Genomic DNA, 25,848 nt, shown 5'->3' on the forward strand with positions numbered 1-25,848 from the left:
TAGAGCGCAGTTCAGAGGGGTTAGAAACGTAGAGTTCTTCCTATATAGACTTACAACAATTTATGCATAATCTTAAAATCCCACAACTTTATGACTTGATCCAGCATCATGGAAGGTTTATAGAAATAGAATTAAAATAAGCCTATTCTCAATAGTCCTAAAAATAAAAAGTCCTTACTTTTTTTTAAAGCAAGGACTTTTATTCTCTTGTTGGCCTACTAGGGCTCGAACCTAGACTCTTCTGGACCAAAACCAGACGTGTTGCCAGTTACACCATAGGCCAATATACGTTTGAGCGTGCAAATTTAGTATAAAGTTTTATTTAAGCAAACATTTTGACTAAAAAATTTCAAAAAACTTAAGCTTTACTTAAAAACATACAAAATTTAGTATTTATTAGTAAATTCGCCAGAGTAAATTAACAAATAAAACGAACTATAGCTTATCCTTTTTATAATCCTGCACATCACATGTTACCGTGCTCGCAAGATAACCCTTTGCAAATACCGTAAAACGGATGCTTTATAAGACCATTTTAATAGACACACCGATACATGAAAGATTTCAATTTTAAGAAATGGAATACCATTTTAGGATGGTTCACTTTTTTAATAGCGCTTACCGTATATAGCTTAACCGTAGAGCCTACAGTAAGCTTTTGGGATGCAGGAGAATACATCCTTACTGCAGCAAAACTTCAAGTAGGACATCCTCCAGGAGCACCGTTTTTCCAAATGTTGGGCGCTTTTTTCACTTCGTTTGCCCTAGAGCCTTCACAAATAGGTTTTATGATGAATATGATGAGTGCCTTTGCAAGCGCGTTCACCATTCTTTTTATGTTCTGGACCCTAACCATACTTTTAAAAAAACTAGCTGGAGGCGAAGAAATAGTAACTCAAGACAAAGCGGTGGCTATTTTAGGAAGTGCTTTTGTAGGCAGTTTGGCTTTTACGTTTACCGATTCTTTTTGGTTCAATGCTGTAGAAACAGAAGTTTATGCCATGGCCACATTAATCATGTCTGCTTTATTTTGGTTAGGCTTACGTTGGGAACAAGACATGGATAAACCTCGTGGCAATCGTTGGCTTATCTTAATTTCGTTTGTTATCGGGCTCTCCTTTGGAGTCCATTTTATGGGTTTACTAACCATTCCGGCTATTGGACTGGTATATTACTTTAAAAATTACAAAACGATTACTGTTAAAAATTTCATCATAGCCAATGTCGTATCCGTTGGTATTTTGCTATTCGTTTTTAAACTATTGGCCCCAAATATTCTCGAGCTTTTTAGTGTATTCGAAATATTTTTCGTGAACACTATTGGAATGCCCTTTAACTCGGGATCCATTATTGCCGGTATAGTTGTAGTTGCCGCTATCCATTACGGCTTGCGATACACCAGAAAAAAAGAGTACATCCACCTCAACACAGGTATATTGTGTATCACTTTCGTTATTATTGGTTTCTCCAGTTGGTTAATGCTTCCTATACGTGCCAATGCCGACGTTGTAATCAATGAAAACAATCCTTCTAGTGCTCGCGAGCTATTAGCCTATTACAACTTAGAGCAGTATCCTGAAACCCATTTGTTTTATGGCCCGCAATTCACAGATCAGTATGCGTATTTAGACGACAAAAACCCTTATATCGATGATAAACCTAAATATGAAAAAGATGAAGAAAAAGGTAAGTATGTTATCGTAAACGATTTTAAAAATGCTAAACAAAACTACAACTCTAAGCATGCTTCTTTTTTACCTAGAATGTGGAGCACAGAACATGCTGAAAACTACATGATGTTCTCGGGTTTTTTAGACTTTAAGTTAAAACCAGAATATCAAATGGAAAACCAGTTGCGAACCGCCATTTCAGATTTCAAAAGCAATGTGCAAAAAGGCAACGTGGATTATCAAGATTACAATAACTTTTTAAAGAAGTTTAAAAGCTATATCGATATTCAAAAACCATCCTTGTGGCAAAACATCACATACATGGTAGAATACCAGTTGGGCTATATGTACTGGCGTTATTTTATGTGGAATTTCACAGGACGACAAGACGACATCCAAGGCAGGTACGATAATCACGGCAATTGGATAAGCGGCATCAAACCTATAGACGAAAAGCTACTAGGCTTCTCCCAAGACAACCTCCCAAGCGACGTTAAAAACAACAAGGCAAGAAACACCTACTATTTTTTACCTTTTATCTTAGGACTAATCGGGTTATTCTTTTTGTTCAATAAAGACAAAAAACTGTTCTGGGTCATGTTGGTTTTTTTCCTTTTTACAGGAATTGCCATTCAAGTGTACACCAACGTAAGGCCTTTTGAACCTCGTGAACGCGATTATTCTGTGGTGGGCTCCTTCTACGTCTACGCCATTTGGATCGGTTTTGGTGTGTATGCCATATTTGAAACCATCAAAAAATACATGTCCGCTAAACTCGCAGGCCCTTTAGCCACAGTTGTTTGCTTAATATTAGTACCAGGAATTTTGGCTGCTAACAATTGGGACGATCACGACCGTTCAGGAAAATACACCGCCCAAGCCATGGCGAAAATGTATCTGGATTCCTGTGCCGAAAATGCCATCCTATTTACCATAGGCGATAATGACACCTTCCCGCTTTGGTACGCTCAAGAAATTGAGGGCTACAGAACGGATGTACGCATTATAAATACCAGTTTATTTCAAACCGATTGGTACATCGATCAAATGAAGCGCCAAGCTTACGAAAGCGAGCCCATACCTTCACAGCTTACGCACTTCGATTACAAATATGGTACCAATGATTATGTTATAAAAGACGCCATAACACAAGACACCTTAGACGTTAAGGACTTTTTAAACTTTGTAGTTAGCAAAAACCCAAAAACCAAATATAAGTACGCCTTAGAACAACAAGGTGTAGATGTATCTGCTATTAGAAGTCAAGATTTAAATGCAAGCTATTTACCTACCGAGCACTTAAGACTTCCTGTAAATAAAGAAAATGCATTAAAATACGGCATTGTAAAACCAGAAGATGCAGATAAAATCGTATCGCATATCGACATCAGAATAAAAGAAAGCGCTATTTATAAAAACCGCCTTTTAATGCTCGATATTGTGGCCAATAACGAATGGAAACGTCCTATATATTTTACAGGGGGCAGTTTTGGTGATGATGATTATATTTGGATGAAAGACTACTTGCAACTAGACGGCATGTGCTACAAGTTAGTTCCTATTAAAACGGCTGTAGATCGCGCAAATCCGTTTGATATGGGGCGAGTAGACTCCGATATTATGTATGAAAAAGTTAAAAACTGGGATTGGGGCAATAGTGGTAGCCCAGACATCTATCATGATACAGAAACGCGTAAAAACTCCATTACGTATCGTGGTAATTTAGCAAGATTAATAGAAAAATTAATCAATGAAAATCAATTAGATAAAGCTGAAGAAATTGCAGACATAGCCATGATCAATATGCCTGTAGAATATTTTGGTTTTTACACCCTCTTAGAGCCTTATATCAATTCCTATTATGAAGTAGGGGCTACAGAAAAAGCAAGAAAACTTTATAAAGAAGTCGCTAATAAGTATCAAGAAAATCTGTTATACTACAGTGGCTTAAAAGTAAAAAACCAAGAAAGACTATTTGAAGAGATTTATACAGATATTCAACGTTACAAAAGCTTGGTAGACATTCTTATGCGCTACGATAGAGAGTTTGCACAAACCGAAAGCGATACATTTAACAATAACCTTTCGCTATTCACTCATTTTATGGGTGAAGAAGACCGTGCACCTTTACCCGAAAATGATACTTTAGAAGCTCCTGTAGAAGACAGCAGCATTCTTAATATAAACGACGACGCCAATTAAATTTTAAATTGACTAAGGCATGTCCTTAATCCCTACTAAAACACCTTTAGCGGTAAAGAAGTTATTCCCAAACTATACTTGGAACCTCTCTACCGCTAAAAAAACCATTTATCTAACGTTTGATGATGGCCCTACACCCGAAATTACCAACTGGACTTTAAGCGTCTTAAAGCAATATCATGCTAAAGCCACTTTTTTCTGTATTGGAGATAATGCAGAAAAACACCCTGAGGTGTTTAAAACTATTTTAAAAGACGGGCACACTATCGGAAACCATACGCACAACCATTTAAATGGATGGAAAACCAAAACGAAAGAATACTTAAGAAGTATTGAAAAAACCCATGCTGTTCTCCAATCTTATTTCTCAAAACATGAAACGGGTGTTAGACTTAACGATCAAGAATGGCACAACCCTCTTCTTTTCCGTCCGCCTTATGGCCGAATAAAGCCTAAGCAAGGTCGAAGATTACGGGCTCTAGGTTACAAAATCATTATGTGGGACATACTGTCATTTGACTGGGATGCATCGGTAAGCCCAGAAACCTGTGCAAAACGTGTTATTAATAAAACTTCAAACGGAAGCATTATTGTGTTTCACGATAGCAAAAAAGCATCTAAAAACATGATGTATGCACTACCAAAGGTATTAGATTATTTTAGTAAACGCGGGTACTCGTTTGAGTCTATAAAATAAAAAAATCTAAAATAACGAAAGATTTATGCACGGTAACACGTAGTATTTACAGCAATTCAAATATACTGCTGTATAATATTTATAAGCGTATTAGCATCCTGCTCTCCACTTTGGCGCCATTTCATATCACCATGCTTATAAACAATTAAGGTTGGTAAAGTTTTTACACGCAATGCTTCTGCAAGCTGCTTGTTTTTTTCAACATCAATTTTTATAACCTTTGCTTTATCACCAAGTGCCGCAGCCACATCTCTCAACACGCCGTGCATAATATTAGAATGATCAGTCCTATCTGTAAAAAAATCTAATAAAACAGGAATTTCCTCATCTATAAGTTCTCCAAATTTTGACATATATTATTGTTTATTAGTCAAATGCATACTACAAACCTACACAATTTTTTTCGTGTTTAGCTAAGAGTCAATAAAATCAACTTGTATGCAGTACTGAGACCGTGCCTAATGTATAAAAAAACCACGAAAAATTAAAATTTTATTTCACCAGATTTAGGATCTATTTTCTTTTCCTTTTTTAAGTTCTATAACCGTTATTTCTGGCCAGATTCCCACACGGCCAGGAAAGGCCAAATAACCAAAACCCCTGTTCACGTTTAAATACTGCCCCATTTCTTTATAAATACCAGCCCAATGCTTATAGCGCCATTTTGCTGGGCTCCATTTAAACCAGCCCGGAATTTCTATCCCAAATTGCATACCATGCGTATGCCCGCTTAACGTTAAGTGATAATGGTAATCGTCTTGAATCACTTTTTTATCCCAATGGGTAGGATCATGACTTAGCAATATCTTAAAGTCGTTTTTAGCAATGTTTTTAGAGGCTAGTTTTAAATCTCCAGCGGTTTTAAAGCCTCCTGTACCCCAATTTTCAACACCAACCAATGCCAGGCGTTCCTCGCCTCTTTCAATAAACCGACTTTCATTCAACAACAAATCAAAGCCTATTTCTTTTTGAAGCGCTTTTAAATCTTCCAAATTTTGATGTTTTGCTGCTTCAGATTCCCAAGACACATAATCGCCATAATCATGATTTCCTAAAACCGAAAACAAACCATCTTGCGCCTTCATTTTATTGAAAACATTTTTATAAGGCACTAACTCCTCTGTTTTATTATTAACAATATCACCGGTAAAAAAAATAACATCACTTTGTTGTTCATTGATTAAGTTTACGGCATACTCAACTTTTTCCATATCATCAAAACTCCCAGAATGAATGTCACTAATTTGAGTGAGCTTATAACCATCGAACGCTTCAGGCAAATCTTCAAAATACAGACTGTATTTCAATACTTTATAATTATACCTCCCTTTATAAATGCCATAAATAATAGATGCTAATGGAATGGCCGCCACACCTAAAGCTATTTTACTTATAAAGTGCCTTCTAGAGGGTAGATAGTCTCCTTTTGCTGCACGTCCTTCAGTAAAGTAACGATAAAGTGCCTGCGGAATCCTAACAACATCTTCTCCAAACATCACCAATAACAAAACCATTTTAGGCACTAATACCATGACTAAAAACCCAAACGCATAAGCATGGGCATTGCTTAAACCTTCTCTTCGATTAAAACCATAATAATGCCCAATAAAACTTCCAATAACGGCAATAGAAATAAGCCAGTACATCCCCAAAACCCAATGATTTCTAACAAGTGTTTTAAGTGCCTGATAAGCATACAGATCTATGATGATATAGATAACAAGGAACACAACCCAACGAAGCATATTTCTTTTTTTTGGCTGCAAAGGTAATTGTTTTTAGGTTCTCATAGTTTTTGACTCTACCATTTTAACGGTACCTTATGAGTTATTGGCCATCAGGATATCAACAAGTTGCCTTATTCAATCTTTATCAGAAATCGTTTTTTGGGTTCATTAAAACACTTAGAACGAACTATGGAAGCCTGTGGCAAGGCATCCACCTTAGTACCTGTTATTAAAAAGCAATACCGTCCATAAAACTCTAATGCATACAAAACCTCCTTCATAGGTTTTTATAACACAACAACCACAACAGATAACATGTCCCGCTCTTTTGTTAATTCATAGAAAACATTATGCCACTAGTGGGAAAATCTAAAACGTAACCCAGCACTATCGGCACCAGCTTATTGGGCGTTTTTGGTAAAATGGTGGATGTTGGCGCATATTGCTATTAACCCAAATTTAGGTTTTGAAGAAAAACGCATGCGTATTAATTCCAGTTCTATAGGAGGTCACTTTTTTTCTATATAACGCTTAACTTTTTGTAATTTTGAAATTCCATCAAAACCAACAAAATGTCAGACCAAAAACGTCTTTTTTTAGTAGATGCTTACGCTTTAATTTTCCGTGGCTATTATGCCTTCATAAAAAATCCAAGAATCAATTCGAAAGGCGAAGACACCTCTGCCATCATGGGCTTTATGAATTCACTTTTAGATGTTATTAAACGAGAGCGCCCAGACCATTTGGCGGTTTGTTTTGACAAAGGCGGTAGTGCCGACCGTGTGGAAATGTTTGAAGCCTATAAAGCCAATAGAGATGAAACGCCCGAAGGCATCAAAACGGCCGTTCCCCATATTTGTAAAATTCTTGAAGCCATGCACATTCCCATTATGGTTAAGGAAGGTTACGAGGCCGATGATGTTATTGGCACGCTTTCCCGTCAAGCGGAAAAAGAAGGCTATAAAACGTTTATGGTAACACCCGATAAGGATTTCGCACAACTGGTAACCGAAAACATCTTTATGTACCGCCCTGTTTTTGGTGGCGGTTACGAAACTTGGGGCATACCAGAAGTACAGAAAAAATTTGAAGTCACAGACCCCATGCAGGTTATAGATTTTTTAGGCATGATGGGCGATTCTAGTGATAATATCCCTGGTTTACCTGGTGTAGGCGAAAAAACAGCCAAAAAGTTTATAGCGCAGTACGGCAGCATGGAAAATCTTTTAGCAAACACGCACGAGCTAAAGGGAAAAATGAAGGAAAAAATAGAAGCTGCTAAAGATTTAGGCATGCTCTCTAAAAAGCTGGCCACCATTATGCTAGATGTTCCTGTAACATTTAATGCCAAAGATTTTGAGTTGGAACAACCGGATACTGAAAAAGTAGTGGCTATTTTTCAAGATTTGGAATTTAGAAGATTAACGGACAATTTCTTAAAAACATTTTCTGTAGAAGCGGAGGTTTCGGCCAGCAATCCATCCGACAATGCCACAGGAAAACCTGAGGTAAAAACAACACCTAAAGCACAAGGCGCTGCTGGCGAAGGACAGTTTTCGTTGTTTGGCGGCGACCCATCTGAAGCAATAGAACACACACCGGAACATGTTCGAAAAACAGCAGAAAACACCTCACATTTTTATCAAAGTGTTGCGCCTGGCATAGGCACCAAATTATTCTTAAAAAACGTAATGGCTCAAACCAGTGTGTGTTTTGACACCGAAACCACAGGCTTAAACCCGCTAACAGCAGAGTTGGTAGGCATTGCATTTTCTTGGGAAGTGGGCAAAGGTTTTTATCTGCCTTTTCCCGAAAACAGAGACGAAGCCCAAGAACTTATAGAGCAGTTGCGCCCGTTTTTTGAGAATGAAGCCATCGAAAAAGTGGGCCAGAATTTAAAATACGATATTAAAGTTTTAGCGAAATACAATATTGAAGTAAAAGGCAAACTGTTTGACACCATGTTAGCGCATTATTTAATTAATGCAGATATGCGGCATAATATGGATGTTTTAGCCGAAACGTATTTAAATTACACCCCTATTTCTATTGAAGCTTTAATTGGAAAAAAAGGAAAAAACCAATTATCCATGCGAAGCGTGGCATTGGAAAAACAAACCGAATATGCGGTGGAAGATGCCGATATTACCCTTCAGCTTAAAGAACATTTTCAAAATGAATTAGGCGAAGCCAATACCCAAAAATTATTTGATGACATTGAAATTCCATTGCTTCGTGTGTTAGCGGCTATGGAGTTAGAAGGCATTAATTTAGATGAAACGTTTTTAAATTCCTTATCAGAACAGCTTGATAAAGATATCAAAACCTTAGAAACCACTATTTATACGGCAGCTGGCGAAGCATTCAACATCGCATCCCCTAAACAGTTGGGCGATATTTTATTTGACAAAATGAAATTGGTCGATAAGCCAAAGAAAACCAAAACAGGACAATACGCTACGGGTGAAGATATTTTAAGTTATTTGGCGAAAGACCACGATATCATTCAACATATTTTGGAGTTTAGAGCCTTGTCTAAATTAAAAAGCACGTACATAGATGCCCTACCTACACAAATAGAACCCTTAACAGGAAGAGTCCATACCGATTATATGCAAACCGTTGCTGCTACTGGACGTTTAAGTAGTAATAACCCAAACTTACAGAACATCCCTATTAGAACGGAGCGCGGACGCCAAGTACGTAAAGCCTTTATTCCAAGAAATGAAGATTACATCTTACTGGCTGCCGATTATTCACAAATAGAACTGCGTATTATCGCAGCTTTGAGCAAAGAAGAAAACATGATCAACGCCTTTAAAAACGGCGAGGATATTCATGCTTCTACCGCTTCCAAAGTATTTAATGTGCCTTTAGATGAAGTAACCCGCGAACAACGTAGCAATGCCAAAACGGTGAATTTCGGTATTATTTATGGCGTTTCCGCTTTTGGATTGAGCAACCAAACCGATTTATCCCGAAGTGAAGCCAAAGAGCTGATTGACACCTATTATGCGACCTATCCTAAATTACGGGGGTATATTAGCCAGCAGGTCGATTTTGCACGCGATAACGGTTATGTACAAACCGTTTTAGGGCGCAGACGCTATTTAAAAGATATCAATTCCCGAAATGCCGTAGTGCGTGGTGCAGCAGAACGCAACGCCGTAAACGCGCCCATTCAAGGAAGTGCTGCCGATATTATTAAAATAGCCATGATTAACATCTACAATAAACTTCAAGACGGGCAATATAAAACTAAAATGCTCCTACAAGTACATGATGAGTTGGTTTTTGATGTGTATAAACCTGAATTGGAAACCATTAAAACCCTTGTTAAAACCGAAATGGAGAATGCTTATAAGTTAGACGTGCCGCTTGATGTGGATTTGGGAACTGGAGCGGATTGGTTGGAGGCGCATTAATCTTAATACAAATAATAAATACTATGGCAAACAAATACTTGAGTTACATAACGGATGAGCATCTTATGCTCTGTATCAAAAATCTTCATAACTCATATTTAAGAGCAAAAGCCAACGTTAGTAAGAGAAAGTTTTATACAAATAAAATTGATATCGTGAAACTCACTTTTGATGCCAGTTTTAATGAGCTTGATGAAATAACTCTTATAAAAACAGAAATAAATAGACAAATTGATAAATCAATAAACAATTCTATTGGAACTTTTCATGAACAGATTTTAGGAGGTGTGGATGGTTTTGAAATTGGAAATTTTAGTGGCTTTGATATCAAAGCTTCAGACGACACCCTTTTTGCTGATATTAAAAACAAACATAACACCATGAACAGTAGTTCTGCCGAAAGTTTATTTCAAAAATTAGCAACCTATGCTGATACTTACAAACAAGCGCAATGCTATTGGGTTCAAATTTTAGCTAAAAGTAGTTTTAACGAAAAATGGTTTAGTGACATTAATGGTAAGGAGTACAGCCATAGCAGGGTAAATAAAATTTCTGGCGATCAATTTTATAAATTGCTTACAGGAAAAGAAAATGCTCTTTTCGAATTATATAAAATTTTACCAATAGCCATTTCTGATTATTTAAATAGCATTAAGAATGAAGCATCTGATAACAACTCAGCACTACAAGAAATTAAATCTAGCTCAGAAATCTCAAAGAGAAGTATCTTAGATGAAATTACATTTGAAAATTACAACTATTACTTAGGTTTTGATAAACTTAAATAATAATCATTAAGAAATTTTATAACAGAATACCCTATCTCCTTTCCCAAATTACAAGGTACAGCATTTCCAATCTGCTTGTATTGTTGAGAAATTGAACCTGCAAATTTCCAATCGTCCGGAAACGTTTGAATTCGAGCATACTCACGCACAGTAAAAGGTCGTGTTTCATCTGGATGACATCTTTCAGTTTGTTTTTGTGCAGGACTACAGGTTAATGTTAAACTTGGCTCGTCCCAGCCTATTCTTCTTGCCATTCCTGTTTTTCCGCCTCCTAAATAAAAACTCTTGCCCATATATTCTTTTTGTAACTCTAACGGCAAATCTCTCCAATAACCTTTTGGCGGCACTAAATCTAACACGTCCTTCTTATGTTGTGGATATTTTGAACCTTCAGATTTAGGAACATCAGTATCATATAATTTGCCTTTTTTCAAGGCATCAGACAAATTATAAATAGATTGATAAGGTCTTGGGTATTCATATTTCACATCAATATCTTTTCTAATACCAACCAAGATTAAACGCTCACGTTTTTGTGGAACTTTAAAGTTAATGGCTTTCAAAACTTTTACTGGAACAACATTATAGCCTATTTCATTAAGGATTGAAATCATGCCTTTTAATGTTTCGCCTTTTTCGTGAGACAAAAGACCTTTTACGTTTTCACCAATACAAATTGGCGGATTTACTTCTTTTACGGTTCGAGCAAATTCATAAAATAAAGTTCCTCTAGCATCTTCTAAGCCCAACCTTTTTCCTGCATAACTAAATGCCTGACACGGAAACCCACCAGTAACAATATCAACTTCTCCCCTATACTTTTCAAAATTAAAGGATTTAATATCACCCTCAAGCACATTCCAATGCGGCCGATTTTCCCTTAAAGTCTGGCAGGCCCATTTATCCATTTCATTTAATGCAACACAGCTAATTCCAGCCTTCTCTAGCCCTATGGCTAAGCCTCCTGCTCCCGCAAACAACTCTAAAACTTTAAACTCTTTTATAGGGGCTTCTGAATTATCCGTTTCAATATCAAGTTCATCAAATAATGGTTTTAAAAGAAAATTAATATCCTCTCTTTTGTAAACTCTGTATTCACTTATTGGCTCCCTTAAAGCATGAAGCTTCCCTTCTCTATCCCATCTACGTAAAGTTTCTTTACTTTTTCCAAGAATTTCTGCCGCTTCAGAAAGCGAATAATATTTTTCTGTAACCATATTACACAACATTAAACAATGGTTACAAATTTAAAAAATAATTTACTATTAATTATAATCTTTTTTCTAAAAAATTATTTAAATCTTATGAGCATAAATTCAAACTATAAAAATGGATATATGAAAATTCATAAAAACTCTCATCTATCCAAGACATATTATAAATTCCGAACTACAAACCCACTCCCCTACCTCTCCCAAACATTAAATTTAAGCTAAAAACTTCCTCAATAAAGATATAATGGTTATGTTACGAACTTTCTAAATATTTATAAATATAAACATATGATTTTCAAGAAACTTGTGGGCATTGAGCCTTTGGAACTGATTCCGTCTGCGAATAAAGCATTAGAGTCTTTTACAGAAACGCTTATATTGCATGAGGATATGCCAAGTAGTGCAGATGAGGTTGTAGCGCGTATTGGAGATGCCGATGGCGTTTTGGTAAGCTACAAAACCAATTTGGGGCGCGACATTCTAGAACGTTGTCCTAATATAAAATACATTGCCATGTGTTGCTCTCTGTATAACCCAGAAAGCGCCAATGTAGATATTCATTATGCCAACTCACGCGGCATAACCGTTACAGGGGTACGCGATTATGGCGATGAAGGTGTTGTAGAATATATAATAAGCGAACTCGTAAGGTGCTTGCATGGTTTTGGAACCACACCTGATGGTAAACAAAGAAAACCATGGGATGGTGTTGCACGTGAAATTACAGGTTTAAAAGTAGGAGTTGTAGGCTTAGGCAAATCGGGTGGCATGAATGCCGATGCACTTGCCTTTTTAGGTGCCGATATTTCTTATTTCGCTCGTAGTGAAAAAGAAGACGCTAAAGCAAAAGGCTATCGTTTTTTACCTTTAAAGCAACTGCTAGCAGAAAGTGAAGTGGTTATTACATGTTTAAATAAAAACACCATCTTACTGCACGAAGCAGAATTTGAGCATTTAGGAAATAATAAAATCTTATTCAATACAGGCCTGTCTCCTGCTTGGGACGCCGAACCTTTTGAAAAGTGGCTAAAAACAGGAGACAACCTGGTGTATTGCGATACCATTCCCGCACTAGGTGGAGAAGCATATCTAAAATATCCTAACGTAAACTGTATGAACGTTTCTACCGGACGCACGCGCCAAGCTTTTCGCAGATTAAGCGAAAAAGTACTGGCGAATTTTGCCGAGTACGCTAAAACGCAATAGGCGAAGTAATATTTCGCAACGTATTAACAATACTCCAGCCAGCGATTCTTGCCGTTTGACTATAAATGTTTAAAACGGCATGAATTTCCTGGCTTTTAATTTCTATACGATGATTATCGCCAACAAATTCTGGAATGGTTTTAATGGAAACCTTAACGTTCTCTGGCCCTGTTGATGCCAACGCGGCCGCTACAGAAACATTTACTTGCCTTGGAAAAAGCGCAATGGCCTCTACCGCACTCCCTTCAAAAGAAGTGTGTTCTTGAGTTTCGATAATAGGATCGTACACTGGGCTATATCTCATGGCTCGCGGTGACTTTGTAGATTCAAAAGTCACTTCGCTCTCCTCCATTAAAGATACGGTTCTTAACACATCAAATCCTCCAACGGCACCAGATGCAATGTGAACTCGGGTACCGTGTTCCAAAGCTGTTTTTTTAACCTCTTCATAAAAGGCAGTATCCGCAAGCCCCCCTATAGAAATCGTTACTATAGATGTTCCGTTCCTTAGGGTTGGTAACGCCAGTTCCTTTAAAGAATCTGGAGAAGATGCTTCTACAACATAATCTGGTTTAAGTTTAAGCAACTCGTCAAGAGAATGACAAGGTGTACATGTATATCCTCTATCGGTGTTATTAATGTGGTTCGAAAAAACCTGAGCTTTATCAAAAGTTCTGGAATACGTACCAATAATTTGAAAATCGGGCAATAAGCCTTTATCTAAGGCTTGTACTACTATGCTTGCAAGTCCCCCGCAACCTACAATGGCTAATGTTTTTTTTCTCATAAAGGCAAACATATAGCTTTTTTAAATTAAAAGCCAATGGATTAACCTTTCGAGTTATTTTACGTAAGAAAAAAATACTTAATTTAAGTCTATAGCTTTTAAATGCTCTATCCTGTTTCTAACCAAGAAGTCGTCAATCGTTTCAAAATGCTCGATAACCCTTTGGTCCTTAAATTCAAATACCTTTTTAGACAGCCCTTGCAAGAAGTCCCGATCGTGCGACACGAGTATTAATGTACCATCAAAGTCTAATAAAGCCTCCTTTAACACATCCTTAGATTTAATATCCAAGTGATTGGTGGGCTCGTCAAGTATCAGTAAATTAACAGGCTCTAATAATAATTTCACCATGGCCAATCTGGTTTTTTCACCACCAGAAAGCACGCTTACTTTTTTATCTATATCATCCCCTTTAAACATAAAGCGCCCTAATATATTTTTAACTTGAGTCCTAACATCTCCTTTAGCAACTTCATCTACTGTTTGAAAAACGGTTAAACCTTCATCCAGCAAGGCTGCTTGATTTTGGGCAAAATACCCCACTTTTACATTGTGTCCCAATTGGCATGTGCCTTCCACTTTTAGTTCGCCTAAAATGGCTTTTAACATGGTAGACTTCCCTTCGCCATTACGCCCAACAAAACACACTTTCTCCCCTCTAGAAATAGACATATTTGCGTTTTTAAAAACCACGTGCGCATCATAAGATTTTGAAACATCTTTAACTGTTACAGGGTAATCTCCAGAGCGGATGGTGGGAGGAAAACGCAGTCTTAAAGCAGAAGAATCTACTTCATCGATTTCAATAATCTCCAATTTTTCTAGCATACGCTCGCGAGATGTAACTTGATTGGTTTTTGAATACGTGCCTTTAAAGCGTTCTATAAACGCCCTATTTTCGGCAATAAATTTTTGCTGCTCTTGATACGCTTTTATTTGATGTGCCCTGCGCTCATCACGCAATTGCAAATAATGCGAATAATGGGCTTTATAATCATAAATACGCCCCATTGTAACCTCTATAGTCCTGTTTGTAATATTATCAATAAAAGCTTTATCGTGAGATATAACCATAACGGCCTTGGCTTTATGCAATAAAAAATCCTCTAACCAAATCACCGATTCGATATCAATATGATTGGTAGGCTCATCCAATAAAATCAAATCTGGTTTTTGAAGTAAGATTTTAACCAATTCAATACGCATACGCCATCCGCCACTAAACTCGTTGGTTAATCGGGTAAAATCTTCAGCTTTAAAGCCCAACCCTTTTAAAGCCTTTTCAACTTCAGCATCATAATTCACATCTTCTAAGGCATAATATTTCTCGCCTAAATCTGATACCCGCTCGATAATTTTCATGTACGCATCCGATTCATAATCGGTTCGGGTTTCCAATGCCTTGTTTAACGCCTCTATTTCATCACGCATTTTAAATACATGACCAAACGCCTTAGACGCCTCATCAAAAACAGTGGTGTTATCTTCCGTTAACAAATGCTGTGGTAAATAAGCAATTACAGCATCTTTAGGATATCTTACATGCCCGCGTGTCGCTTTTTGTTCATCAGCAATAATTTTCATCATAGTCGATTTTCCTGCACCATTTTTTCCCATTAATGCAATTTTATCGTTTTCATTAATAGTAAAAGACACGTCACTAAAAAGCGTATGTCCACTAAACTCAACTGCTAAATTATCTACTGAAATCATTTTATGAATTTTAAGGTTGCAAAATTAACAAAAGAGCGGTTTTAATGAACATTTTAAACGAAAATATATGAAAAACAGAAAACAGAGAACCCCAACAAAAAATAAAAAATAAATAAAAATTGAGGAGCAAAATCACAAAGAGCTCGCTATTATATAGTTGCGAAAACTAAAACATAAACAATTGCAAATCCTTTAGTTAGATATTTTTTTCAATAAAGAAAAACTATCAAAAAATATATTGAAAAAAAGCAGACTGTTGTATTTTTACTAAGTTTATTCTATATAGCATTAGAACGTTATATGCTTATTTAAATTAAAAAATGATTAGAAAGCTATTTATCACTCCGTTCCAGAAATTTATCAACACAGGAAGCCTGGCAGGCATCCTGCTTTTATCAACCACGATTCTGGCATTAATATGGGCGAATTCCCCTTTTGCACATGTTTATGAGAACCTTTTAAGGCACGAAATAGGTGTATCGTTCCAAAACTTCGAAATAAAGGAAAGCTTACTGTTTTGGATAAACGATGGGCTTATGGCTATTTTCTTTTTCCTAATAGGATTAGAGCTTAAGCGCGAACTGTTAATAGGTGAGCTAAATACCGTAAAAAAGGCCGCATTTCCATTTATTGCCGCCCTAGGCGGGGTGTTAGCCCCTGTTGCCATCTACATGTTTTTAAACCATTCGCCAGAAACAGAACCTGGCTGGGGTATTGTTATGGCTACGGATATCGCCTTTGCTTTAGCCGTTTTAAGTGCTTTGGGCAAAAGAGCGCCTTTAAGTCTTAAAATATTTCTAACAGCCTTTGCTATAATCGATGATATTGCAGCAGTATTGGTTATCGCTCTTTTTTATAGCACTAACATAGAGTGGTCGTATATTCTATATGGCTTATTATTAATAGGCTTTTTAGGCTTACTATATCACAAAAGAAAATACACCTTTACTATAGGGATTATTCTAGCCATTATTATTTGGTTTTTATTCTTAGGCTCTGGGATTCACCCCACTATTGCAGGTGTGCTATTGGCTTTTACCATTCCAATTAAAAGACGTATTGACCTGAACTCTTTTTCAAACAACTTAACCACTATTTCCGATAATATATCGAAAGCCCCTAATGAACCAGAGAAAAAACTGCTCACAAAAGATGAAATGAGCTATGTTAATAAGCTCATCCATTTAACCTTTGAGGTACGTTCGCCACTTCAACAACTAGAACACGCCTTACACAATCTTATTGCCTATTTTATATTACCTGTTTTTGCTTTTGCAAACGCCGGTGTTACTATTGGAGGAGGCAGCCATTTAGATTATGAATTAGTAGCCCATATTGCCGTGAGTTTATTTGTTGGTAAAATGCTAGGTGTTTCTTTATTCTCTTACATAAGCGTTAAACTAAAATTAACAGAACTGCCCTCAGGCGTTAAAATGAGGCATGTTATTGGTATTTCGGCCATTGCAGGTGTTGGTTTTACCATGTCTATTTTTATTGCTAATCTTGCCTTTTTAGATAACCCTGTACTTATAAACTCTTCTAAAGTGGGTATTGTAATAGGCTCTGTAATTTCAGGAATAGTAGGTTATACCTTGCTAAGACTTATGGACATTATCAAACAAAGAAAGAAGACTGCTTTATAAAATTATAAAAAAGCACAACTTATTATCTAAAGCCATTTTCGTTTTTAAACAAAAATGGCTTTATTTTGTATAGACATAACACGGTCTACACCATTTTTATGCAACCATGAACCCGTATGATAGCCATAAAAACATAACCCACTGAACACCATTCGAATAAACCAATCTCGTTTAGAATAGAATTGCTTATAAAAATCGCGCACACTATTTGGTAATCAAATATATAATCGTAAATTTGCAAACTCTTTTTAAGAGAGGAATGTTTAATTAGAAAAAAATAATAACGTGGACACATTAAGCTACAAAACCATTTCAGCCAATAAAGCTACTGTAGATAAGCAGTGGGTTTTAGTTGATGCTGATGGTCAAACTTTGGGTCGTTTAGCTTCAAAAGTTGCAAAACTATTAAGAGGCAAACACAAACCTAGCTTCACACCACATGTTGATTGCGGCGATAACGTCATTGTTATCAATTCAGAAAAAATCAACTTAACAGGAAACAAGTGGAATGACAAAACGTACATTCGTCACACAGGGTATCCAGGTGGTCAAAGAAGTTTAACAGCTGCAGAATTGTTCGGGAAAGACCCGTCAAGAGTTGTTGAAAAATCAGTAAAAGGAATGCTTCCTAAAAACAAATTAGGTGCAAATTTATTCCGAAACTTAACAGTTGTTGTTGGTTCAGAGCATGCACATGCTGCACAAAAACCAAAAGCAATCAATCTAGAAGAATTTAAATAAAATGGAAGTAATTCACAAAATTGGCCGTAGAAAGACGGCTGTTGCTCGTGCTTATGTTTCTGCAGGAAGCGGAAACATTACGATTAATAAAAAAGACTTAGCTAATTACTTTACTACAGCTACCTTACAGTACAAAGTAAAGCAACCATTAGTTTTGACTAACAATGACAGCAACTTTGATATTACAGTAAATGTATATGGAGGTGGTATTACCGGTCAAGCAGAAGCTGTTCGTTTAGCCCTTTCTCGCGCTATGTGTGAGGTAGATGCTGAAAACAGACTAACTCTTAAACCAGAAGGTTTATTAACAAGAGATCCAAGAATGGTGGAGCGTAAGAAATTCGGACAGAAGAAAGCGCGTAAGAAATTCCAATTCTCTAAACGTTAATATTATCTTTCGAATTGTATTTGCCTGTGATATATTAATCGCTGTGTAAATGCATTTCAAAACAAAAAAAATAAAACAAGTTATTGTTGTCCATAAGACTTTCCTATAATTATCAGGAAACAGGACTTAGTTTAGCATCTAAATGTTTAAGGCGAATTTGTAAAAAATGACCACTTAAGCATTGCTAATTCAACAGAACGTAAACTATTACACAAAAAATGGCAGTAGAAGTAAAAGAATTACTTGAAGCAGGTGTACATTTTGGGCATCTTACACGTAAGTGGGATCCAAACATGGCGCCTTATGTATATATGGAGCGTAATGGCATCCATATTATAAACCTATATAAAACAGCGGTTAAAATTGAAGAGGCTGGAGCTGCATTGGCAAAAATCGCCAATTCTGGACGTAAAATTTTATTCGTTGCAACAAAAAAACAAGCAAAAGATATTGTCGCTGAAAAAGCTGGTGGTATCAACATGCCATACATCACAGAAAGATGGCCAGGTGGTATGTTAACCAACTTTGTTACTATTAGAAAAGCCGTAAAAAAAATGGCAACTATTGATAGAATGAAGAAGGATGGTACTTTCATGACCTTATCTAAAAAAGAGCGTTTGCAAGTTGATCGTTTAAGAGCGAAGTTAGAGAAAAACTTAGGTTCTATAAGCGACATGACTCGTTTACCAGGAGCTTTATTTGTTGTGGATATTAAGCGTGAGCATATCGCGATTAAAGAAGCTCAAAAACTAAACATTCCTATTTTCGCAATGGTAGATACCAACTCAGACCCACGTCAAGTTGATTATGTAATCCCTGCAAATGATGATGCTTCTAAATCTATTGATAAAATTTTAACTCACGTTACTACTGCAATATCTGAAGGATTAGCAGAGCGTAAAGCGGAAAAAGATGCTACTGTAGATGCAGAAAAAGCACCTAAAGCTAAGACTGAAAAAGAGCCAAAAGCTAAAAAAGTTACCGCAGACGAAGAAGAATAATTAATAAAATTACACAATACAAAATAAGTCGTTTTAATTCTTTTCTTAGTTGAAATAATTTTAACGACTTTTTTAAATTAAAATAAGATATGGATTCTACAGTAAAAATAACAGCAGCAGAAGTAAACAAACTGAGACAATCTACCGGTGCAGGTATGATGGATTGTAAAAAAGCCTTAGTAGAAGCTGGTGGAGATTTCGATAAAGCTATCGAAGTTTTACGTAAAAAAGGACAGAAAGTTGCAGAAAAGAGAGCCGACAGAGAGTCTTCTGAAGGCGCTGCTGTTGCAAAAATAAATGCAGACGAAACTGAGGGGGTAGCAATCGTATTGGGTTGTGAAACAGACTTTGTTGGTAAAAATGATAATTTCGTAGCACTTGCCAATGAACTTGCTGAATTGGCCTTAAACTATAATACTAAAGAAGAGTTTTTAGCTGCTAGTTTTGGAAACATGACTGTTGCTGATAAATTAATCGAGCAAACAGGTGTTATCGGTGAGAAATTGGATATCACAGCTTTTGAAAAAATAAAAGCACCATATGTTGGCGCTTATGTGCACATCAATAAAATTGCAGCTTTAGTAGGTTTATCTTCTAAAGTTGATAATGCAGAGACTTTAGTAAAAGATGTAGCGATGCAAGTGGCTTCTATGGGAGCAACTTCGTTATCATACAAAGGTTTTGACGCAGCTTATGTTGCCTCTGAAACTGAAGCTAGAATTGCTGAAATTGAAAAAGATAATATTGAAAGAAGTCGTATGGGTAAAACACCTAAAAACGTACCTCAATATATTTCTATGGCACAAATTACGCCAGAGGTTTTAGAAAAAGCTGAAGAAGACGCTAAAGCTGAACTGAAAGCCGAAGGAAAGCCAGAAAAAATCTGGGACAAAATCTTACCAGGTAAAATGGAACGTTTTATTTCAGACAACACCACATTAGACCAAGAAAAATGTTTATTAGACCAAAATTTTATTAAAGATGATAAAATAAGCGTCGCTAAATACGTAGCGTCTTATGGTGATGTTGAAATTACAGGTTTCAAAAGAGCTTCTTTAGGATAATAATTAAGAACTTCAGCGCTACCGTTACATTGGTATCGGGAAGCACATTACATAAAAAACCCATCATACTTCAAAATATGATGGGTTTTTTATGTTTAAATTCCGCTACAGCAAATTAAGATATTGTTTATATTTGCACAACTCAATTTCGGAACGACTGCTTTTAGGCAAACAAAACCGAAAAAATCATATCTAAAAGAATGAAATACAAAAGAATACTACTAAAACTATCTGGCGAAGCTTTAATGGGGGACCGCCAATACGGTATCGACCCAAAACGCTTGGCAGAATATGCACAAGACATTAAAACCATAAGCGACAAAGGTGTTGAAGTCGCTATAGTAATAGGCGGTGGTAATATTTTTAGAGGTGTTTCTGGAGCCAGTAATGGCATGGATCGCGTACAAGCAGACCATATGGGCATGCTGGCCACAGTAATTAATGGTTTAGCCCTACAAAGCGCCTTAGAAGATGCCGGCTTAAAAACCCGCTTACAAACCGCTATTAAAATAGATGAGGTTGCCGAACCTTTTATTCGTAGAAAAGCCATGAGCCACCTTAACAAAGGACGTGTGGTAATTTTTGGTGGCGGCACTGGAAATCCCTATTTCACTACAGATTCTGCTGCAGTTTTAAGAGCTATTGAAATTGAGGCCAATGTCATTTTAAAAGGAACACGAGTAGATGGTATTTATAATGTAGACCCTGAAAAAGATAGTAAAGCTATAAAGTTTAACAACCTGTCTTTTGAAGAAGTGTTGAGCAAGGGCCTAAAAGTTATGGATACAACAGCTTTTACCTTAAGCCAAGAAAACGAATTACCTATCATTGTTTTTGATATGAACAAAAAAGGCAATCTATTAAAAGTAGTTTCGGGAGAAAAAATAGGAACTGAAGTAAACATCTAATTTCTGGCATAATTTTAGCATATTTATTGATCAAAAAAAGGTTTTAAAAATGGACGAGGATATTACATTTATATTAGACAGTGCAAAAGAAGCTATGGATAATGCTATTAAGCATCTTGAAAAGCAATTTACAAACATTCGAGCAGGTAAAGCGAGCCCAGCTATGCTAGGCAGTGTTATGGTAGACTACTATGGGTCACAAACCCCATTAACACAAATTGCCAATATAAATACACCCGATGGTAGAACCATTACGGTTCAACCTTGGGAAAAAAACATGCTACAAGAAATTGAACGCGGTATCGCTTATGCCAATCTAGGCTTTAATCCTATGAATAACGGCGAAACCATAATCATTAACGTACCGCCATTAACTGAAGAGCGCAGACGTGACTTAGCAAAACAAGCTAAATCTGAAACCGAAGATGCCAAAATAAGCGTTAGAACAGCCCGAAAAGAGGCCAATAACGATATCAAGAAAAATGACGACATTTCTGAAGACTTTAAAAAAAGTGCTGAATCGGATGTACAAAAAATGACAGATACATACGTTAAGAAAATTGATGAGCTTTACGAGTTTAAAGAAAAAGAAATCATGACCGTATAAATTAAAAAAGCGACTTATCATGTCGCTTTTTTATTCACCCTCTAGCACGTTTGGTCTTTGGAATGGTAAAACCTTATATCCTGTTTTTTTTTATTGTATGGACTACGCTATTAGAGGCCCAGTCTATGCACAACTTCAATACCGAGCCCAGACAAGATTCTATAAAAAAGAAAGCCTTTATAAAACAACTAGGAAACGGTTTCTTCCCTACTAAATATTTTAATTTCGATTTAAGATATTTAGTTAAATACAATCAATACGAAGCACTTAGAACAGGGCTTGGGGGGCTTACTAATGAAGCTTTTTCAGAAACATTTCGCATTAACGGCTATACCGTTTATGGCTTTAAGGACCATCGTTTTAAATATAGTATCGCTGGTGGTTTTAGACTATCTGAAAAAACAAACACCTGGATCGATTTTTCATATACCGACGATTTACAAGAAACCGGAAGCACCAATTTCTTAACAGATGGCCGTGCCTTTCAGTTTTTCGAACCACGCTTGCTAAATATTGATCTATTTCATAAACACGTCACGAAATCTATTGCATTAGAGCATCAAATTACTGCAAAACTAAATGCTGAAACTGAATTTTCTGTCAGCAAAATAGACCCTACCTATCGATATAGCTATCTATTGGGAACCCAAACCTTAGACAAATTCCATTTAAGCACTGCTAAATTAGGGTTACAGTGGAACCCATTTAATACTGCCGAACTCACTAATACTGGGCTAAAACAAATCAAACAAGGATATCCGAAGTTCACGATCCAATACACAAAAAGCTTTAAAGATGTTCTAAAAAGTGATTTTGGGTTTTCTAAATTGGATTTTAGAACTATTTATCAAGTTGGTGATATTAATAACCATCTTTCCGAAATCACCCTAGTATCTGGAATAGCGAATGGCAACACACCATTAACGCATCTATATCATGCTTATCCTAATAATATTAGAAAAGAAACGATTATACAACGGTTTTCAGTAGCAGGTCTTAACAGCTTTGAAACCATGTTTTTCAATGAGTTTTTTTCGGATAAGTTTAGCACCTTACAATTTAAACATTTTTTAAAACCTTTTAATATTTCACAGCGTTACAAACCCCAGTTGGTTTTAATAACACGTTATGCCATTGGAGATATGCAACATCCAGAAAAACACCAAGAGGTTAGTTTTGGATCTTTAAAAAAAGGATATACAGAATCTGGTTTCGAAATCAACAAGCTTTTATTTGGTTTCGGACTGAGTTTTACCTACCGTTATGGCGCATATCATTTACCAGATCTTAGCGATAATGTGGCCTTTAAGTTTACGTTTAATTTAACGTTGTGATTAAATATTCTAATGCACATTCAAAGGATTCAATCCTTACGCCTGTAATCCTTTCTTTTTGAAATTATCTAGGAGCTAGATGATATTTAATTTAAGATATTAAGAACAACACCAGAGAAAAATATGATGAGCAGACCCTGCTTATAAATTCAGGGTTAATAAAAAATCTTAAAAAACTCGATTTAAACACTATTTTTAGCTTTTGCATCATCTATATGATACTATATTTTAGGTCTACTATAAGCTTATACAGCGGTTTTCCTTACCTTTGCCCATCTTAAAATAAAGCATGTTAAAACTTTTCACAAAAGACTTTTGGGACATTATTGCACGTCTGATTTTACGCAATAAAATAATTATTCTGGTTAGTATCTTACTTATAACTATTTTTTTTAGTTTACAGTGGAAAAATATGCGCTTCACATTTACCGAAGCGAATTTGCTGCCAGATGACCATGAGGTCAATCTCATTTACAACGATTTTCTAAAAACATTTGGCGAAGAAGGCAACCTTATTGTTCTTGGCGTTAAAGACAGTACTCTATTTACTCCAGAAAAACTAAATGCCTGGAACAAGCTCTCCGATGCTTTTAAAGGGTATGGTGCTGTAGAAACCGTTATTTCAATTAAGGACCTTCAAAAGCTAGTGAAAGACACCTTGCATGAAAAATTTGTATTAGAACCTTTTATTAAAGACTCCATTACTTCCAAAGCTCAAATTGATACGCTTCAAGAAGAACTTTTTAATAAATATCCGTTTTACGATAATTTTTTATACAATAAAAAAACAAAAACCATACGCACAGGTATTTACATGGATAAAAGCATTGTAAATACATCTGCTAGAAAAGATTTTATAGTGGATGTTTTGGTCCCAAAAATAGAAGCTTTTGAAAAAGATACAAATCTAGATGTTAGAGTTTCCGGAATGCCGTATATCCGAACACTCAATGCCCAAATAATCGTAGACGAAATTAGTGGGTTTGTTTTGGCAGCTTTATTGGTAACCTCGCTCATTTTCTTTTTCTTTTTCAGGTCTTTTAGAGCCACCTTTATCGCCCTTATCGTGGTGTGTATTGGCGTGATGTGGTCTTTAGGCATCCTAGGGCTTCTCAATTACGAAATAACGGTTTTAACTGCATTGATACCTCCTTTAATAATTGTTATTGGAATTCCAAATTGTATTTTCCTTATCAACAAATACCAACATGAAGTAAAACTGCATGGTAATAAAGTAAGGTCGTTACAACGTGTTATCACTAAAATTGGTAACGCTACATTAATGACAAATGTTACTACCGCTTCTGGATTTGCCACTTTTATTTTAACAGAAAGCAAGCTTTTAAAAGAGTTTGGTCTTGTGGCTTCTCTAAGCATTTTGTCAATTTTTATTTTATGCATCCTTATCATCCCTATTATTTACACGTTTTTACCGTATCCAAAAGAACGGCATTTGGAACATCTAAATAAGCGATGGATAGGTGGTTTTGTAGACTGGATTGTGTTTATGGTGAAAAAAAAGCACATCACTATTTATTTTGTTTCCGTGGGCTTGTTGGTCTTGAGCATTATTGGCATTTACCAAATAAAAGTTTCTGGCAGCTTAATTGAAGACATGCCTAATAAAACGGAGTTTTTTGAAGATATTCGATTTTTTGAAAAAGAATTTAATGGCATCATGCCTTTAGAAATCATGATTGACACCAAACGCAAAAAAGGTGTCATGAAACTTTCTACCCTAAAGCGCATGGACGAATTGGAAGAATTAATCATGGAAATTCCAGAACTATCCAAGCCCATATCGGTAGTGGGGCTGGTAAAGTATTCTAAACAGGCCTATTATAATGGTAACACGAAGTTCTATCAATTACCCACGGCACAAGAGAACAGTTTTATTTTATCCTATGCTAAAAACTCCACAAGCAATGTGGACCTACTAAAAAACTTTGTAGATAGCACAGGGCAATATGCTCGTATAACAACATTTATGAAGGATATTGGAACCGACAAAATGGAGCGTATAGAAGAAAATCTTCAAACAAAAATAGACAAGGTATTCCCTAAAGAACAATATCATGTTACCATGACAGGGAAAGCATTGGTGTTTCAAAAAGGGACTAAGTATTTGGTTAAGAACTTAGCCATTTCGCTTTCATTGGCTATTTTCTTGATTGCGCTCTTTATGGCCTATATGTTTCGATCGGCACGAATGATTATAGTCTCCTTAATTCCCAATTTATTACCTTTATTAATAACCGCTGGGCTAATGGGATATCTGGGCGTTCCTATAAAACCTTCTACCATTCTGGTGTTTAGTATTGCTTTTGGTATTTCGGTAGATGATACCATTCATTTTCTGGCAAAATATAGACAAGAATTACAAGCTAATAACTGGAAAATTAAAACCTCGGTATTTAATGCTTTGCGCGAATCGGGAGTGAGTATGTTTTACACTTCTATTGTCCTGTTTTTTGGGTTCTCGGTCTTTATCATCTCTAGTTTTGGAGGAACCGTAGCACTTGGGGCTTTAGTTTCTGTTACGCTCTTATTTGCCATGCTATCCAATTTACTACTGCTACCATCTTTATTGCTCTCTTTAGAGCGGATTATTGCTAATAAAAAGGTCTTAAAAGAGCCAACCATCAACATTATTCCCGAAGATGATGAAGTAGACCCTAATTCTGATCCGGATAGTTATCGAAACTGAATTTAAAATTATTAATTTTACCTTTA

19 protein-coding genes and 1 tRNA gene are annotated in these 25,848 nt (G+C 36.2%); 14 read left to right on the forward strand and 6 right to left on the reverse strand.

Going from position 1 to position 25,848, the window contains the following annotated elements:
- Positions 1–210 precede the first annotated feature (210 nt).
- Positions 211–283 (reverse strand) — tRNA-Gln (locus ACFFU9_RS04135).
- Between the two features lie 271 nt (positions 284–554).
- Here ACFFU9_RS04135 and ACFFU9_RS04140 point away from each other — a divergent pair.
- A complete protein-coding gene (locus ACFFU9_RS04140) occupies positions 555–3,872 on the forward strand; it encodes a glycosyltransferase family 117 protein (protein ID WP_379860113.1) in 3,318 nt (1,105 codons plus the stop codon).
- Between the two features lie 19 nt (positions 3,873–3,891).
- Complete coding sequence (locus ACFFU9_RS04145) at positions 3,892–4,569, forward strand: polysaccharide deacetylase family protein (RefSeq protein ID WP_379860114.1); 678 nt, start codon at positions 3,892–3,894, stop codon at positions 4,567–4,569.
- Between the two features lie 56 nt (positions 4,570–4,625).
- On the opposite strand, the gene ACFFU9_RS04150 is transcribed toward ACFFU9_RS04145, so the two are convergent.
- Both ACFFU9_RS04150 and ACFFU9_RS04155 read right to left on the reverse strand, forming a co-directional pair.
- Positions 4,626–4,922 (reverse strand): thioredoxin family protein, encoded by a 297-nt coding sequence (locus ACFFU9_RS04150; protein WP_379860116.1) that lies wholly within the window; start codon positions 4,920–4,922, stop codon positions 4,626–4,628.
- A gap of 153 nt (positions 4,923–5,075) precedes the next feature.
- Complete coding sequence (locus ACFFU9_RS04155) at positions 5,076–6,314, reverse strand: metallophosphoesterase (protein WP_379860117.1); 1,239 nt, start codon at positions 6,312–6,314, stop codon at positions 5,076–5,078.
- 554 nt (positions 6,315–6,868) lie between these two features.
- Between ACFFU9_RS04155 and polA the strand changes: the two genes are divergently transcribed.
- Positions 6,869–9,721, forward strand: a complete 2,853-nt coding sequence (gene polA, locus ACFFU9_RS04160) for a DNA polymerase I (protein WP_379860118.1) — start codon at positions 6,869–6,871, stop codon at positions 9,719–9,721.
- 23 nt (positions 9,722–9,744) lie between these two features.
- Positions 9,745–10,509, forward strand: a complete 765-nt coding sequence (locus tag ACFFU9_RS04165) for an Eco47II family restriction endonuclease (protein ID WP_379860119.1) — start codon at positions 9,745–9,747, stop codon at positions 10,507–10,509.
- On the opposite strand, the gene dcm is transcribed toward ACFFU9_RS04165, so the two are convergent.
- Positions 10,482–11,726, reverse strand: a complete 1,245-nt coding sequence (gene dcm, locus ACFFU9_RS04170; RefSeq protein ID WP_379860120.1) for a DNA (cytosine-5-)-methyltransferase — start codon at positions 11,724–11,726, stop codon at positions 10,482–10,484. The genes ACFFU9_RS04165 and dcm overlap by 28 nt on opposite strands.
- A gap of 285 nt (positions 11,727–12,011) precedes the next feature.
- Between dcm and ACFFU9_RS04175 the strand changes: the two genes are divergently transcribed.
- Positions 12,012–12,929, forward strand: coding sequence for an NAD(P)-dependent oxidoreductase (locus ACFFU9_RS04175; protein ID WP_379860121.1), 918 nt, complete (start codon positions 12,012–12,014; stop codon positions 12,927–12,929).
- Here the strand turns inward: ACFFU9_RS04175 and ACFFU9_RS04180 are convergent.
- Together ACFFU9_RS04180 and ACFFU9_RS04185 are read right to left on the reverse strand one after the other, a co-directional pair.
- A complete protein-coding gene (locus ACFFU9_RS04180) occupies positions 12,916–13,716 on the reverse strand; it encodes an aspartate dehydrogenase domain-containing protein (RefSeq protein ID WP_379860122.1) in 801 nt (266 codons plus the stop codon). The genes ACFFU9_RS04175 and ACFFU9_RS04180 overlap by 14 nt on opposite strands.
- A 78-nt stretch (positions 13,717–13,794) precedes the next feature.
- Positions 13,795–15,429 carry an ABC-F family ATP-binding cassette domain-containing protein gene (locus tag ACFFU9_RS04185; RefSeq protein WP_379860123.1) on the reverse strand — a complete coding sequence of 545 codons (1,635 nt, stop codon included), beginning with the start codon at positions 15,427–15,429 and terminating at the stop codon, positions 13,795–13,797.
- A gap of 320 nt (positions 15,430–15,749) precedes the next feature.
- Between ACFFU9_RS04185 and nhaA the strand changes: the two genes are divergently transcribed.
- The 9 genes from nhaA to ACFFU9_RS04230 all read left to right on the forward strand — a co-directional run bounded on the left by nhaA (position 15,750) and on the right by ACFFU9_RS04230 (position 25,822).
- Entirely contained in the window at positions 15,750–17,072 is a 1,323-nt protein-coding gene (nhaA, locus tag ACFFU9_RS04190; protein ID WP_379860124.1) for a Na+/H+ antiporter NhaA, read from the forward strand.
- A 285-nt stretch (positions 17,073–17,357) separates the two neighbouring features.
- A complete protein-coding gene (gene rplM, locus ACFFU9_RS04195; protein WP_379860125.1) occupies positions 17,358–17,813 on the forward strand; it encodes a 50S ribosomal protein L13 in 456 nt (151 codons plus the stop codon).
- 1 nt (position 17,814) lies between these two features.
- On the forward strand, positions 17,815–18,201 hold the full coding sequence (rpsI, locus tag ACFFU9_RS04200; RefSeq protein WP_379860126.1) for a 30S ribosomal protein S9: 387 nt from the start codon (positions 17,815–17,817) through the stop codon (positions 18,199–18,201).
- Between the two features lie 218 nt (positions 18,202–18,419).
- On the forward strand, positions 18,420–19,202 hold the full coding sequence (rpsB, locus tag ACFFU9_RS04205; RefSeq protein ID WP_379860127.1) for a 30S ribosomal protein S2: 783 nt from the start codon (positions 18,420–18,422) through the stop codon (positions 19,200–19,202).
- A gap of 89 nt (positions 19,203–19,291) precedes the next feature.
- Positions 19,292–20,266 carry a translation elongation factor Ts gene (gene tsf, locus ACFFU9_RS04210; RefSeq protein WP_379860128.1) on the forward strand — a complete coding sequence of 325 codons (975 nt, stop codon included), beginning with the start codon at positions 19,292–19,294 and terminating at the stop codon, positions 20,264–20,266.
- Positions 20,267–20,466: 200 nt separating this feature from the next.
- Entirely contained in the window at positions 20,467–21,174 is a 708-nt protein-coding gene (gene pyrH, locus ACFFU9_RS04215) for a UMP kinase (RefSeq protein ID WP_379860129.1), read from the forward strand.
- Positions 21,175–21,223: 49 nt separating this feature from the next.
- Positions 21,224–21,781, forward strand: a complete 558-nt coding sequence (gene frr, locus ACFFU9_RS04220) for a ribosome recycling factor (protein ID WP_379860130.1) — start codon at positions 21,224–21,226, stop codon at positions 21,779–21,781.
- A 62-nt stretch (positions 21,782–21,843) separates the two neighbouring features.
- Positions 21,844–23,115: a DUF5686 family C-terminal domain-containing protein gene (locus ACFFU9_RS04225; protein ID WP_379860131.1), complete on the forward strand. Its 1,272-nt coding sequence runs from the start codon at positions 21,844–21,846 to the stop codon at positions 23,113–23,115.
- Positions 23,116–23,404: 289 nt separating this feature from the next.
- Positions 23,405–25,822 carry an efflux RND transporter permease subunit gene (locus ACFFU9_RS04230; RefSeq protein ID WP_379860132.1) on the forward strand — a complete coding sequence of 806 codons (2,418 nt, stop codon included), beginning with the start codon at positions 23,405–23,407 and terminating at the stop codon, positions 25,820–25,822.
- The last annotated feature ends 26 nt before the right edge of the window (positions 25,823–25,848 follow it).

It is taken from the genome of Mariniflexile ostreae, from assembly GCF_042427585.1.
Taxonomy (GTDB): Bacteria; Bacteroidota; Bacteroidia; order Flavobacteriales; family Flavobacteriaceae; genus Pseudalgibacter; species Pseudalgibacter ostreae.

What these genes read in the sequence shown, in the direction of transcription:
- rpsB (WP_379860127.1), top strand. Translation starts at nt 18,420, where the DNA reads ATGGCAGTAGAAGTAAAAGAATTACTTGAAGCAGGTGTACATTTTGGG.
- ACFFU9_RS04185 (WP_379860123.1), bottom strand. Translation starts at nt 15,429, where the DNA reads ATGATTTCAGTAGATAATTTAGCAGTTGAGTTTAGTGGACATACGCTT.
- ACFFU9_RS04165 (WP_379860119.1), top strand. Translation starts at nt 9,745, where the DNA reads ATGGCAAACAAATACTTGAGTTACATAACGGATGAGCATCTTATGCTC.
- ACFFU9_RS04155 (WP_379860117.1), bottom strand. Translation starts at nt 6,314, where the DNA reads ATGCTTCGTTGGGTTGTGTTCCTTGTTATCTATATCATCATAGATCTG.
- polA (WP_379860118.1), top strand. Translation starts at nt 6,869, where the DNA reads ATGTCAGACCAAAAACGTCTTTTTTTAGTAGATGCTTACGCTTTAATT.
- ACFFU9_RS04150 (WP_379860116.1), bottom strand. Translation starts at nt 4,922, where the DNA reads ATGTCAAAATTTGGAGAACTTATAGATGAGGAAATTCCTGTTTTATTA.
- ACFFU9_RS04140 (WP_379860113.1), top strand. Translation starts at nt 555, where the DNA reads ATGAAAGATTTCAATTTTAAGAAATGGAATACCATTTTAGGATGGTTC.
- ACFFU9_RS04180 (WP_379860122.1), bottom strand. Translation starts at nt 13,716, where the DNA reads ATGAGAAAAAAAACATTAGCCATTGTAGGTTGCGGGGGACTTGCAAGC.
- frr (WP_379860130.1), top strand. Translation starts at nt 21,224, where the DNA reads ATGGACGAGGATATTACATTTATATTAGACAGTGCAAAAGAAGCTATG.
- nhaA (WP_379860124.1), top strand. Translation starts at nt 15,750, where the DNA reads ATGATTAGAAAGCTATTTATCACTCCGTTCCAGAAATTTATCAACACA.
- rpsI (WP_379860126.1), top strand. Translation starts at nt 17,815, where the DNA reads ATGGAAGTAATTCACAAAATTGGCCGTAGAAAGACGGCTGTTGCTCGT.
- dcm (WP_379860120.1), bottom strand. Translation starts at nt 11,726, where the DNA reads ATGGTTACAGAAAAATATTATTCGCTTTCTGAAGCGGCAGAAATTCTT.
- pyrH (WP_379860129.1), top strand. Translation starts at nt 20,467, where the DNA reads ATGAAATACAAAAGAATACTACTAAAACTATCTGGCGAAGCTTTAATG.
- ACFFU9_RS04225 (WP_379860131.1), top strand. Translation starts at nt 21,844, where the DNA reads ATGGTAAAACCTTATATCCTGTTTTTTTTTATTGTATGGACTACGCTA.
- ACFFU9_RS04230 (WP_379860132.1), top strand. Translation starts at nt 23,405, where the DNA reads ATGTTAAAACTTTTCACAAAAGACTTTTGGGACATTATTGCACGTCTG.
- ACFFU9_RS04175 (WP_379860121.1), top strand. Translation starts at nt 12,012, where the DNA reads ATGATTTTCAAGAAACTTGTGGGCATTGAGCCTTTGGAACTGATTCCG.
- ACFFU9_RS04145 (WP_379860114.1), top strand. Translation starts at nt 3,892, where the DNA reads ATGTCCTTAATCCCTACTAAAACACCTTTAGCGGTAAAGAAGTTATTC.
- tsf (WP_379860128.1), top strand. Translation starts at nt 19,292, where the DNA reads ATGGATTCTACAGTAAAAATAACAGCAGCAGAAGTAAACAAACTGAGA.